Source organism: Alteromonas sp. CI.11.F.A3, from assembly GCF_032925565.1.
In the GTDB taxonomy this organism is placed as follows: Bacteria; Pseudomonadota; Gammaproteobacteria; order Enterobacterales; family Alteromonadaceae; genus Alteromonas.
Genome location: NZ_CP136708.1, coordinates 1,152,090 through 1,166,012 on the forward strand (window position 1 = coordinate 1,152,090; position 13,923 = coordinate 1,166,012).

Annotated in this window: 7 protein-coding genes; 4 read left to right on the top strand and 3 right to left on the bottom strand. The window is 44.0% G+C overall.

All coding sequences use genetic code 11. From position 1 onward, the window contains the following. Positions 1–17 precede the first annotated feature (17 nt). From R1T43_RS04920 to R1T43_RS04935, 4 genes are all read left to right on the top strand, one after another. A complete protein-coding gene (locus R1T43_RS04920; protein ID WP_317353485.1) occupies positions 18–761 on the top strand; it encodes an IclR family transcriptional regulator in 744 nt (247 codons plus the stop codon). After that, complete coding sequence (locus tag R1T43_RS04925; RefSeq protein ID WP_317353487.1) at positions 758–2,104, top strand: pectate lyase C; 1,347 nt, start codon at positions 758–760, stop codon at positions 2,102–2,104. The genes R1T43_RS04920 and R1T43_RS04925 overlap by 4 nt, the downstream gene beginning before the upstream one ends. Positions 2,105–2,239: 135 nt before the next feature. Next, positions 2,240–5,176, top strand: a complete 2,937-nt coding sequence (locus R1T43_RS04930) for a TonB-dependent receptor (protein WP_317353489.1) — start codon at positions 2,240–2,242, stop codon at positions 5,174–5,176. 98 nt (positions 5,177–5,274) lie between these two features. Continuing rightward, positions 5,275–11,412, top strand: a complete 6,138-nt coding sequence (locus tag R1T43_RS04935; protein WP_317353491.1) for a pectinesterase family protein — start codon at positions 5,275–5,277, stop codon at positions 11,410–11,412. A gap of 121 nt (positions 11,413–11,533) precedes the next feature. Here the strand turns inward: R1T43_RS04935 and R1T43_RS04940 are convergent, their stop codons facing one another. The 3 genes from R1T43_RS04940 to R1T43_RS04950 all read right to left on the bottom strand — a co-directional run bounded on the left by R1T43_RS04940 (position 11,534) and on the right by R1T43_RS04950 (position 13,915). Then, positions 11,534–11,758 carry a helix-turn-helix transcriptional regulator gene (locus tag R1T43_RS04940; protein WP_317353494.1) on the bottom strand — a complete coding sequence of 75 codons (225 nt, stop codon included), beginning with the start codon at positions 11,756–11,758 and terminating at the stop codon, positions 11,534–11,536. Then, a complete protein-coding gene (locus R1T43_RS04945) occupies positions 11,758–12,225 on the bottom strand; it encodes a hypothetical protein (RefSeq protein ID WP_211071467.1) in 468 nt (155 codons plus the stop codon). The genes R1T43_RS04940 and R1T43_RS04945 overlap by 1 nt, the downstream gene beginning before the upstream one ends. Before the next feature lie 274 nt (positions 12,226–12,499). Then, the gene (locus tag R1T43_RS04950) at positions 12,500–13,915 is read right to left on the bottom strand and encodes an FAD-dependent oxidoreductase (protein WP_211071466.1); all 1,416 of its coding nucleotides are present in this window, start codon (positions 13,913–13,915) and stop codon (positions 12,500–12,502) included. Positions 13,916–13,923 lie beyond the last annotated feature (8 nt).

The window sequence follows — 13,923 nt, forward strand, 5'->3', positions numbered from 1 at the left end:
TATGGAGCAAATAAGCAATGGAGCGATATATCATTCCCAGTGTTTTTCAAGCAATTCAATTGTGCCAATTCATTGCCGAATCTAAGACTGGGCTAACGGCTACTCAAATTGAAGTGGCGCTTCACTTGCCACGGACATCTGTATTTAGATTATTAAAGACATTATCGAGTGAACGGATAATTGAAAAACGCGGAACTCGCTATTTTTATGGGAGTAGAGTTTACGAAATTTCTTCGGCTAATTCTCGTGCTCGCTATGTGCAAAGGCTTATCGCACCGTCACTTGCCTCTTTGTTAACATCTTCAGACTGCAGTGCCATAATATGTGTGCCAGGCGATTATTGTGCATTTGTTATTGATGTCTTGGATGCTCACCCTAGCCGTATTTCAAGTATTCGTCCTGGAAGCAAGCTTCCACTTTTTCACTCTGCACCCGGTCACATAATGTTAACGCACCACGACCGTTATGAACCCCATAGATACTCTGAAGAGACAACGTTTTTCGATCAAAACCTAGCTACAAAACATCGAACTGAAGTATGTACTCGTGGATATGCCATGAGCTATTACAAAAAACGGAATACGACCTTGCTCTCGGTTCCTGTATTTATAAAGGAAGGAGAGCTTGTTGCAATGCTAGCCGTGGAATTAGAGGGCGAGAAAACCGACTATAAGGCATTACAGGCATGGGGCGAAAAACTGAAGTCCATCGCTCGCATTCTCGTAACGTATAGTTTTACCGATGAAGAGGAAGTCGTGTGAAATATTTAGTATCTGCTCGTTTAATATTATCGTCTGTCATTTTCTTTTACGGTTTGTCTAACTGTGAAGCAACACCGCTGGCGTTTGAGGGAGCAAGAGGGTTTGGAAAGTATACCGAAGGCGGAAACCATGGAAGAGTACTGGTCGTTTCATCATTAAATGATAATGCTAAATCCCCTCAAAAAGGTACGCTTAGGTGGGCAGTAAGACAAGCTTATCCTCGGCTCATCGTGTTTAGCGTTTCAGGTATTGTTCACTTGGAAAAGGAGCTTGAAATAAAGCATGGGAACCTGACTATCGCGGGGCATACCTCGCCGAGAGGCATCGTTATTTCGGGAGCTTCCACTAGCATAAAGGCTAATCAAGTTATTGTTCGACACCTGCGTTTTCGACCCGGCCACCTCAGCAAAGAGGGTGATGCGCTTACGGTGCGCAATACGAAAGATGTCATAATAGACCATTGTTCGCTTAGCTGGTCTAGTGACGAAGTGGGCTCCTTCTATAACAATGAACGTTTCACTCTTCAAAACAGTGTTTTGTCTGAAAGTCTCAACAATGCGGGGCATCACAAGGGTAATCATGGGTATGGCGGAATATGGGGGGGGAGTCATGCTAGTTTTGTACAAAATTTACTTGCAAATCATACTAGCCGAAATCCTAGAATTAATGGATGGCGGCTTAAGCCTCCTTATGCTCAGAAAAATGAATTTGTTGACATCAGAAACAATATTATTGCCAATTGGCAGAGTAACTCTACCTATGGTGGGGAAAATGGGAAAGTTAACCTGGTGGGTAATGTATACATACCCGGACCAGCCACAAAGAAAGTATGGTTCTATCAAGTATGGGCCCTTGATAACCCCGCCACGTCGGTTTTTATTGCCGGCAATGTGATGCGTTCTCACCCCCAAATGACATCCAATAATCGTTTAGGTATTGTTGTTAAGAAACTTAAGATAAATACCCCAGTTGCACAGCTTATTTTAGACAATGTCTTAGAAGATAAACCGCTTAAAGCAGAGCTTATTGAAGCGTTAAAAGACCCTATTCTGAGTGCAGAAGAAAGTTGGCAAGCACTAATTATTAAAGAAGACATAGGGGCAAATCAAACCCGATATGGCTTGCAGTTAGATCCTGTCGATAGTCGCATTCTCGCTCAGCTCAGAGATGATGCTTATAAGTTTGAAAAGGGTATTATAGATAATGAGTTAGATGTGATGGATTGGGACGTTTATAGTGAATACTTTAACCTGAAAACGCCTTTTAATAATGAAAATCACCAGCCTATTAGTGAGACAAGGTGGAAAATCCTTGCTGGAATTACCCCACAGCAGAGTAAATGATTCATATATTAATATTTTGTTAATAAGCGGTTAAATTTTGTTTGCACTTCGATTGTTTTGATACATAATGCCACCGGTGGCACGGCAAAGGCAGCTTCGGCGCTGTGTTGATTTTGGCATTTAGGAGTTCAAAACATGAAAGTGTTTAAATGGACAGCGCTTGCGCTAGCGGTTTCCACAGCCTTTTCAGGCATGGCACAAACCAATGAATCGGTTGAAGAAAAAACCGAACAAACCCAAGTTAGTGACACCCCTGATGATATAGAAGTGGTTGAAGTAAAAGGGGTAAAGCAGGCCGATTTGAAAGCTCGTGATTTAGAGCGGATGAAAAGCGGGTTTAGCTCTGTGATTTCGACGGATGACTTAGGGAACTTTGTTGACCAAAACGTTGCAGAGTCTCTTAGACGATTGCCCGGCGTTACGCTTCAGCGCTCGGAAGGTGAAGGGAAGTATGTAACGGTTCGAGGTCTTGGTCCTGGCTTTGTTTCTATCAACATGAATGGGTCACAGATGTCTGGCGCTGGCGAAGAGCGTAAAGTAGGCCTTGATGCTCTGCCAGCCGATTTGCTGGGAACCATTGAAGTACTGAAAACGCTGACCCCAGATCAGAACTTAAATTCGATTGGTGGAACCGTTAACGTAAAAGCAATCTCGGCCTTTGATCGAGGAAAAAATACCCTAAAAATGCGCATTCAAGATGCATACTCAGATGCTCGTGAAGCTCATTCTCCTAAATTTAGTATCGACGGCACCCAGTTTTTTCTAGAGGGGGCCTTAGGAATAGGCTTTGCACTTTCTCATGAAGATCGAAAAAGCCAAATAGACGAAACGCGTCATCATAGTACTAATGAAATGAAGTTTTATACTGCTGATTTAGGTAAAACGGATGAAGAAATTGCAGCGGGAGAAGAAATTCTCGCCCCTGCTCAACTTGAAGTTCGCCGAGAGATAGCAGGAAGAACCAGACAAGCCGCAGCCCTCAATATTGAGTACAAGCCTTCACCAGATGCGTATTACTATGTTAAAGGGACTTACACTCAATTTGAAGATGATGATTTAGCTTTAAGAGAGTTCTACGATTTTCAAGATGCTGGTTCGGTAGGAAATAGCGAAATTGTTTACGTAAATAGTCAAACAAAAGAATTTATTCTCAGCGATATTGATGTTTTTCATCAGCATTTTATTCAAGAAAGTGAAAACAAGACGGCAACCTTCAGCATTGGGGGAGAAAATCGTATTGCCGATAGGTTTGTATTTGATTATGAGTATGCTCAGTCCCGCTCTGACGAGGACTCAAATGGCGACAGACGGGTGCAATTTCGGGAGCGGGACCTGATTGTATATGGTCAAGCATCTAGGGATAACATACGCGCAAAAACGCTTAGTCCAGATGAAGCAGCAAGTATCGCTGGTCTTTCTTATGACCCTAATAACAGCATCTTTGGCACGTCGGGAAGTGGAGACGGCTCTGACCTTTCCAATTATCAATTCGATAATTTGTTTCTCGAAGGAGGCAACCGCGTTGATGAGATTAAGACCTTCAGTTTAAATTTACGCACCGATGTATTCAACGACTGGTTAGACTTCATTAAGATTGGGGCCGAAGTTACCGAACGAGACCATGTGCGTGATAAAGACCGGTGGAGTTTCGATCCGTCCGCAGGTGATTGTAGCGATGAGGCGTGTATTGCGGCGGTTAATTCAACCCTAGCTGATTATGAAAGCAGTATTCCAGCTAACAGCGCCTTTCAATTGCCCTTCGAAAGTCGCAGTGTTGTTGATGACATTGTTAATGCTACACGGCAAACGGTCGTGCCCGCGACCAATGGTGAAGTATCAATAGAAAGTACTAAAGGCGACTACAGTATTGTTGAAGATACACAAGCGGTCTACGCAATGGCTGAACTTCCCCTTGGAGCTGACGCAACGTTAACAACGGGGGGTCGGTGGGCACAAACAGAATTTTCATCTGCGGGTTATATGTCACTTGAAAACGATGACTTTGAGTTTAATGGGGCAGGAGCGGGTACGTTAGATATTGCTATTCCTCTTCCTGATGCAACCATAAAATACAGTGAGTTTTTCCCAAGTGTGCACGTAAAATGGGAACCCTCTGAAACGCTGTTAGTTCGGGGAGCGGTATGGACCAGCTTTACACGTCCATCCTTTAAACAAGCCCGAGCATATGCCATTTTTGATAGTGATATTGAGCTGTGCCCACCGGGCTCTGACGACTGTGACGATAGCCAAGGTGGCGCTTCGTTACAGCAGCTCAGTCAGTTTGTATTGGGGTCTGACAATGCATTAGATGTTGGCAATCCCAATCTATTGGCAATGACGTCGATTAATTACGATGCATCAGTTGGATGGTATCCCAGCGAAAACTTATTCATGGAAGCGGCTGTCTTTTACAAAGACATCGATAATTTTATTGTTGATGTTAACGGCATAGGCATGTCGCTTGATGAGCTTCCCCTTACGTTACCGGTTAACCAAGTGACCGAGTTTGTCATTCCACAAGATTTATACCTCAACGAAATCAACATTACCGTGAATGGAGATAAAGCCACCGTATTTGGGATAGAGCTTAGCTATAACCAATACTTTGAAAACGGCTTTTTCTTGCAAAGCAACGCGACTTTGCTAGACAGCGAAGCCACTTTGGATAGCAGTATTCGACAAGGGACTGTGGCCTTACCCGATCAGGCTGATACTACATTTAACCTTGTTATTGGGTGGGAAAGTAAAACCTTCTCGGCTCGATTAATTGGCAATGTGCGCTCAGAAGTACTTGAGCAAATTGGTTCTTGTCCAGGTTCTGCTAATTTGAACGATGCTAAAGCGTGCAAGGTTTGGGGTGACCAATACCAAGATGACGTAAAAAGTCTCGACTTTAAACTTCAATACGACATCACCGATTATGCCCAAGTGTATTTCGATGCAATAAACCTTACCGATGAAGCCGATTTGCGTTATTTCGAAGGCAATGACCTAAGTGGTGGCAACGTGCTGTTTCAAAAGGAAGAGTATGGTCGCAGCTATCAGCTTGGCGTAAATATTAAATTCTACTAATTGTTTGTGCCGGAGTAACCCGGCCTTATCCACACTATATCGCTGGAGCGGACAATTTAAGGCGTAGTGCGCCCAGTAGAAAATGGAGATTGAGTACCATGAAACTCACAAAAATAGCAGCCCTTGTGGGCGGTGTTATTCTTATTAGCGCCTGCGGCGAAAAAAGCAGCACTAATGTTACCCTTCCGCCGGATCCTGCATTAACAGGGGTGTTTGTTGACAGTCCAGTGTCGGGACTGGGTTATACCTCTGCATCGGTCCCTAATGACATAACCAATGCCAGTGGAGAGTTTTCTTATTTTAGAGGTGAGCAATTAAGCTTTCATATCGGTGACCTCATATTTCCTGAGGCGCCAGCATCCAGTGTTATATCACCTTTAGATTTGTTCGCTACCGACAACCCATTTAATCAATCGGTAGTGAATACCATTCGTTTGCTTCAGTCGTTAGATATTGATGGCGATGCTAGTAATGGTATTACTCTTAGCGATAGTGCGGCTAATGTGGCAGTGGCCACTCTCGATGACGGACAGTCACTTGGGGATTTCTTTAATCAATCAGATACTGATTTTGCTGCCGACGTAGAAGTTTGGCTAGGCTCGGCAGGTGGGGCGAGTAATACCCTTGTTGATAAAGCAACTGCCGTCACTCACTTCGTCAACTATCTGGAAACTGATCTTGGTACATTGTTTCCCAATACGTTCGATGTGACAAAATTCACTGGTGACATATACGCCCCTAATACTGAAGGGCGCACGGTTTCTCAGGCCACTTATACCTTTACGCCAAGCGATGAAACAAATTTAGCGGGTGGTTTTGTGCGAGTTCATGGAGAGGCTAACGTTACTGGTACTTACACGTTTTCATTTGGCAGGAAAGTTATTACGCTAAATTATGACGATCAGACTGAGCACCTTATTTCTCGTGCATACAATACGGTAAACGATGTATACAGCCTATGTCTGGTAGCGGGCGAGGAAGCGACTTCTACCGCGTTGGCATTACATGTTGAAAGTTGTCTGGCCAAAGACGATCCCTCAGCATATTTGTTCGCTTTCACTTTAGCTCAGGCTGATGCGCAACGGGTGAAGTTAGAGGAGGCCGCGAACGCTATTCAAGCCGCACTAGAAGAGAATTTTGATACCGATACCGATACATTTTTTTCGTCTTCCTATAAACGACTAAATGACGAGCCCGACGCCGGTGCGCTTTATTATGTCACCGGTGGTAGCCCATTAGTGGACGCCTCTACAGGACAGCTTACCTTGGAAGGCGATCGCTTTAGCATTGGAAATGCCGCTCAAAACCCTGGTGCAAATACATCAGCATCTAATACTGTTGGCTCGGGAATTTACAACCTGAGTGAAGGTTTTACTATTAGCTTCGATGTTATTTCTCATAATAGTGGAGGGTCATTCTCGCTTTACGTCGACAACAACACTACTGGGCAAGATAACTCTGTCCATGGTGCTGCTTCTAAATTTGTGAGTGAAGGCTTAGCTGACGGCGCAATAGTGGCGGGTGAACGCTTCACCTACACTTACGAGCCTGGCGACGACATTGGCGGCGGTGATCCCGCAGCCCCTGATGCCAAAATACTTGACAGTACTGTCACTAATAGCTTCTTCCAATTACGCACAGACTCAAGTGCAACAATTACCATTGATAATTTAAAAATTGAGACGATAGCAGATGCGGTTGAACCGCCTCCGCCATCAGAACCCGATCCTACAGAGCCGGACGAACCCGTTATTATTCCAAGCGTATCCCTACCCCTGTCGTTCAGCTTTGCTGGTGAGAGCGAAGATATATTTTCAACTAATTTTGCTGCTATAGAGAATCAGGCTGGTGAGCAGGTTCCTATGCTTAATATTACCGGCGGCTCGGTAACACAGATTGCAACTGGTATTGAACTGGATGGAGGTCGTTTCACGTTAGGAAATACAGAGCCCGGTGTAATAAGTTCGCCTGACGATACATCTTCTACCGGTGCGCTTGATTTAAGTCGTCCATACATGGTGGTATTTGATGTTGTCTCAACGGAAGACACGGAAGGCGATAATAACTTTCAAATTTACGTAGATAATAATACTTCAGGTAGCGCCAACTCGCACTTAGGGAGCGATTCACGCTTCTTTAATGAACCAGTGGTTGATTTAGTGGCAGGGACTACCATGACCGTAGAAGGGCAGGTAGCGACACCAAATTCATACCTACAGTTTAGAACCGAAAGTGGCTCTGTTGTCGTCATCGACAATATTCATATTGAGTATATCGAAGCGAATGTTTTGTTAGATGAAACGTTTGAAACCGATATCGACACTTTCTTTAGTGCAGAGTATAAAGCGACCGATGCCGCTACCACGCCTTTTTATAGTGTTACTGGTGGTGGTTCAGGTATTACCATCACTGACGGCGAATTATCTATGGACAGCGCTCGATTCACGCTGGGTAATACCACGCCCGAAACCGATACCACAGCTGAAGATACCACCACGACCGGTGTGCTTGATTTAAGCCGTGAATACACAATTAGCATGGATGTGATTGCCATAGAAGATGCCGAAGCTAATAACAACTTCCAACTCTATGTTGATAACAATACCAGTAGTAGTGGTAAGTCGATACATGGCAGTGATTCTAAGTTCTACAGCGAACTCATTACCTCCCTCATACCAGGCCAAAGGTTAACGATAGAAGGATTGATTGCAACGCCCACATCGTTTATTCAAATGCGAACTGAAAGTGGCGGTAAAGTAGTGATTGATAACGTGGTTATCGCCTACGTTGGTGATGCGCCTAACACTAGTCAGTTCAGTTGTGATAGCGAGCCAGAACTTTATTTTTGTGACGATTTTGCAGAAGGTTCATTGGATAACTTAACCTTGATTGCAGACGATGCAGGCAATAACGGACCTCAAGGCGTATTCGATATTCTTGATGATAATGGCAATAACGTTCTTCGATATACCGCTGGTGGTGAAGGCGGGGAAATTTTGTTAGTTAAAGAAACGGCACTAGGTGGATTACCTGAAAGCGGCAATTATTATGTCGAAGCCCGTATTCGTCCGCGTCAGAATAGTACTACTCGTAACAAACAACTCTTCTTGATGGGGCGTTATGATAGTGCTGGCAACTGGTATGCTGGGGGACTTAATGTACAAAACTCATCGAGTAGCACGCAAGTTGAAGTAGCGATTAGTACCGATGGTAGCATTGCCCGTCCTGTGCAGAAAAAATCACCTATCTTGCTAGGTGAAAAAGAGGAAACTGATGGCACTTGGTATCGAGTACGTTTTGAAATGGATGGTGAAACCCTAACGGTTTACCTCGATGGTGAAAACATGGGTAGTACTGTGGATTCAACCTATAACGCAACGGGTTTAATAGGAATTTTTACCAACAACAGATCTTTTGAAATAGATGACCTAAAAGTGGGTAACCCGTCGATAAAACCGATTCAGCTTACGCTCGATTATAAAGAGCCTAATTGGGAAACCACTACCAGTAACGATCCGTTGTTTATTTATGTCACCGCTGTGCAAGATGATGGTATTACCGAAGATACATTTACCGTAACAACCAGTGATGCCAATGTAGTAACGATTGTGCAAGATGGCCCCCTTGTGACACTTACGCCTGCGGCTGAAGGAAATGCGATAGTCACAATCACGTCGGGTTCTGATCCTACTTTAGTAAAGCTCATTACTGTCACTGTCGAGGAAGGATTTACTATGCCTACGGCCGCTTATGGTGATTTGTCTGCGGATACGATCCCCAGTGCTGGCAATCAAAATGCGTATGTCGATACGCTACTCACCTTGACGTTTGACGATACGCCCACGTTAGGTAGTAGCGGTGAGGTTCGCATTTACAGCGCGGCTGACGATACGCTTGTCGATGTGGTGAACGTAGCTGGTGATACCGACTATATTGGTTTTAAAGGGCAGGAAAGACAGCGCAAAGTTAATTATCGGCCAGTTTATATTAAGGGGAGTTCAATTGTTATTAAACCTCATACAAATGCACTCGAATACGGTCATTCTTATTATGTGTCTATTGGGGATAACGTCTTAACCAGCGGTACGCTGAATGGTGAAACATTTGTAGGCCTCGGGAAAGATGCTAATTGGGCCTTTAGTACTCGAGAGGCCGCTCCTTCAGGTAATTCGATTGTCGTTGATGACGACGCTGAGGCCGATTTTCGTACGGTGCAGGGCGCGCTCAACCACATTATGCAAAATATACCTGTTGATACACCGTCGACCGTCACGATTAGAGAAGGTGAATATCAAGAAATGCTGTTCTTACGGGGTAGCAACAAGGTTACTTTGCAAGGAGAGAGCCGTGACAATACCCTTGTTTATTACGACAACTTTGAAAGTTTTAACAGCGGGAGTGGCAAAAGCGAAGCGCCCTCAACAGGTACTCCTTCAGGCGGAAGAAGTGTATTTCTTATAGAGGGGGTAGATGACTTAACCTTTAATAACTTTACCCTGAAAAATTCACATATTCGAAGTAATGCCTATTCAAACCAAGCAGAAACGCTTTATTTTAATAGCGATGCAGGAAGGTTAACTGCGGTGCGCATGAACTTCGTCAGTGAACAAGATACGCTCTTACTTAAAGGCTTCAGTTGGTTTTATCAATCGTTAGTGGCAGGCAATGTAGATTTCATATGGGGCTATGTTGACACTGCATTGTTTGAAGAGAGTGAAATCCGAACCATTGGTGATTCTAAAAATGGGGACCCAGAGGAAGACACCGCTGGCGGATACATTCTGCAGGCAAGAGTTCCTGAGATTACCAACAAAGGTTTTATTTTCTTAAACAATCAATTCACCAATGGTCCAGGTCCTATTGGTAATGGTGTACTTGATAACTCTACTTATATTGCACGCAGTGGCGGAAGTGCTAGTTACTTCGATAATGTCACCCTTATCAATAATCGACTTGATACTCACATTGCCACAACAGGCTGGGCGGGTGAAGGTGTCCGAGATCAACCAGCACCCAACCCTAGTCCTGCAACATCGACGGCAGGCTGGCGCGAGTATGGCAGTATGGACATTAACGGTAACCCACTAGATCTTTCAGCTCGGGAATTCGTGTACATTTTGTCTGATAGTGAGGTTGCTGCGCTTACCAATCGAAGCGATATTTTTTCTCATTATAACAATGGTGAAGGCTGGGCACCGCAAGCACCAGATGTACCTGAGGTGGCGCCGGCACCTACCTTGACGGCAAGCGGTTTCGCTCAGTATAGTTTTGATTTAACAGGTGGAGCGGGTGGAACTGTCGTTACCGTAGATAATGGGTTGGATTTAAAGGCCGCACTGGAAAATGCAAGTGCTGCGAATACACCGGTAACGGTCTATATTGACGGCACTATTACTGATGCCAACTCAGGAGGCACGGGGGCAGCTATTGAAATACGCGATATGAATGATGTGTCGATTATTGGTGTGGCGAACAGAGGTGAATTTGATGGAATCGGTATTTTAATTAAACGTGCCAATAATGTGATTATTCGCAACTTACGTATCCATCATGTACTCACAGAAGGTAAAGATGCTATCTCTATTGAAGGTGATAATGACGGCTCAAGCACAAGTAATATTTGGATTGACCATAACGAGCTATATAGCACCTTAGCGGTAGATAAAGACTTTTACGATGGGTTGGTTGATAGTAAGCGGGGCGCAAAAAATATCACTATTTCGTACAATTACCTTCATGATCACTGGAAGGCATCCTTACATGGTCATACCGAAACTGATACTGCAAGTGCAAACACTGAGCGCTTAATTACCTTCCATCACAACCGTTTTGAGAATATTGAATCTCGTCTGCCGCTATTTCGCTATGGCCACGGGCATTTGTATAATAATTATTATAACCAAATATCTTCTACCGCCATAAATTCGCGAATTGGTGCTGAATTACAAGTTGAGAACAATGTATTTGAGAATACCAAAAACCCAATAGTATCTTTCTACTCCGAAGTTATTGGATATTGGAACACGTCGGGCAATATATTTGGTGAAGGGGTTACGTGGTCTGAGCCTGCAGAAGGGGATGTTGTCGCTGGGCCAGATGCAACTCCCACATCAAGTTATGAAGTACCTTACGACTATGAACTTGATAACGCAGATGTTGTGAAGCAGCGTGTTATTAACCACGCTGGCGTAGGTAAGATTACCCAAGATGCGAGTGCTATCCCAGACATAAACTAATACGCAACGGGAAAAATTAGTTCAAAGCGCTATTATTGAGAAGATAATGGCGCTTTTGATTATCAGAAAAATATCTTAAAGCGCACGTCTATAAGGTATTATTTTTTGCGTATTAATGGCTTCACTCCTCCTCTTTCGAATACTGAAATACCTCATTAAACGGCTTATTAAATACCAAAGCAATTTTGAAGGCGACTTCAAGGGAAGGGGAGTATTTTCCTTTTTCAATTGCCATGATAGTTTGTCGCGTAACGCCCACCTTTGACGCTAGTTCTTGTTGAGTCATTTCATTTGAGAGAAAGCGTAAGGTTCTTATATTGTTGATAATTGTGTATTTATCAACCATTAACTTTCTTTCCGGCAATAGTAAATCTCAGTACCGAAGCGAGTTACTTCCGATAGCCAAAAAATAAGGACTAATTTTAGCTCGATAGGTGCAAGAGCATAATTGGTGTAGTTATTTTGCGCTTCAAAGTCGATGTTACTGTTGATCATGTGCTGTATCACGCAGCTCACGATACCAACTGACAGTACCCAGTAACCCGCATTGTTCGCGGTAAGTCGATGAAAACGCTCTCGTTCATCCTCAGGTGTGTTGGCGTCTTCTTGCTGGCTCATGGCTAACGCAATATGCAAAGCTACCTCTAAGATAATGAAGGCAATAGTAATTCGCACGATGAGGGCGGTAGTGTCACTAGGGCTAATATTTGGTTGCAAAAATATAAGTGCATATACGCTATCTCCATAAATAGAGGCGATCACCGCAGATACTAACAAAGACACCCACAAACTTTTCTCTCTGAACGAAATCATTATCTTTCTCCATGCCCTAATAATGGTGATTAAATTTTACTTTGTGTATGTTAAATTTAACTCAATGTTAAATATACTATACATTTGAGCTTGTAGAAAGCTAGCAGTAGGTTGTTACAAAGTATGTTATAGGTGAAGGCGCCCAGAGCGGATTTATTTGAAGGTTTAGATATATTGGCCACAAAAAAGCTCGCCTTAGCGAGCTTTTAAATAGATTACATGCGGCGGGGCATGGTTAACGTGCCGTTTTACACGTCGATATTAAACGCTAATATTAAACGCCAATATAATCCATGATTCCGTCTGCGGCTTTTCTGCCTTCGTCGATAGCGGTAACCACAAGGTCACTACCACGCACCATATCACCGCCTGCAAAGATTTGCGGGTGTGAGGTTTGGAAAGCATATTTACCGGCAGCAGGCGCGCGTACGCGGCCTTTTTCGTCTAGCATAATGCCAAACTCAGCAAACCAAGGGGCAGGGCTAGGCTGGAAACCAAACGCGATAATAATTGCATCTGCTTCAACCACGTGCTCAGAACCTTCAATTTCAACTGGACGACGACGTCCGTTAATATCCGGTGGGCCCATTTCGGTTTTCACGAATTTAACACCGCAAGCTTTGCCTTCGCTATCAACAGCAATGTCTAAAGGTTGAATGTTGAACATGAATTCAACCCCTTCTTCTTTTGCGTTAACTACTTCTCGGCGAGAACCAGGCATGCTTTCTTCGTCACGACGATATGCACACACTACACGGTCGGCTTCTTGGCGAATAGACGTACGTACACAGTCCATGGTGGTATCACCACCACCAAGTACCACTACGCGTTTGCCTTTCATATCAACAAAATCGGCTTCGTCTTTTTCAAGACCCATCACGCGGTTTGTATTTGAAATAAGGAAAGGCAAGGCATCGTGAACACCGTGTACATGTTCATTTTCAAAGCCGCCCTGCATTGATTTATACGTACCCATGCCTAAGAACACGGCGTCGTAGTCATCTAGCAGGGTTTGCATTTCAATGTCTTTACCAATTTCAGTCTTAAGTACAAACTCAACACCCATGTCGGTAAAGATTTCGCGGCGAAGCTTAATCACGTCTTTTTCAAGCTTAAACGATGGAATACCAAAAGTTAGCAAGCCGCCAATTTCTTCGTACTTGTCAAATACAACAGGCTTCACACCGTTACGAACAAGAATGTCGGCACAAGCTAAACCGGCAGGGCCGGCACCTACAATAGCAACTTTCTTATCCGTCCAAACTACGTCAGACATATCTGGGCGCCAGCCCATTTTAAATGCGGTATCGGTAATGTATTTTTCAATACTACCAATGGTTACCGCACCAAAATCGTCGTTTAGGGTACATGCCCCTTCGCATAATCTGTCTTGAGGACAAACGCGGCCACATACTTCTGGCAAGCTATTGGTTTTGTGCGACAACTCAGCCGCTTCAATAATACGACCTTCATTCGCAAGGTCTAACCATTGAGGGATGTAGTTGTGTACTGGGCACTTCCATTCGCAATACGGGTTACCGCAGTCCAAGCAGCGATCTGCTTGGCCTTCGGTTTGTGATTGACTTAACGGCTGATAAATTTCAGCGAACTCGTGTTTACGCACCATGATCGGCTTTTTCGGCGGATCGATACGTTCAACATCGACAAACTGGTATACGTTCTTTGCCATAAACTTTT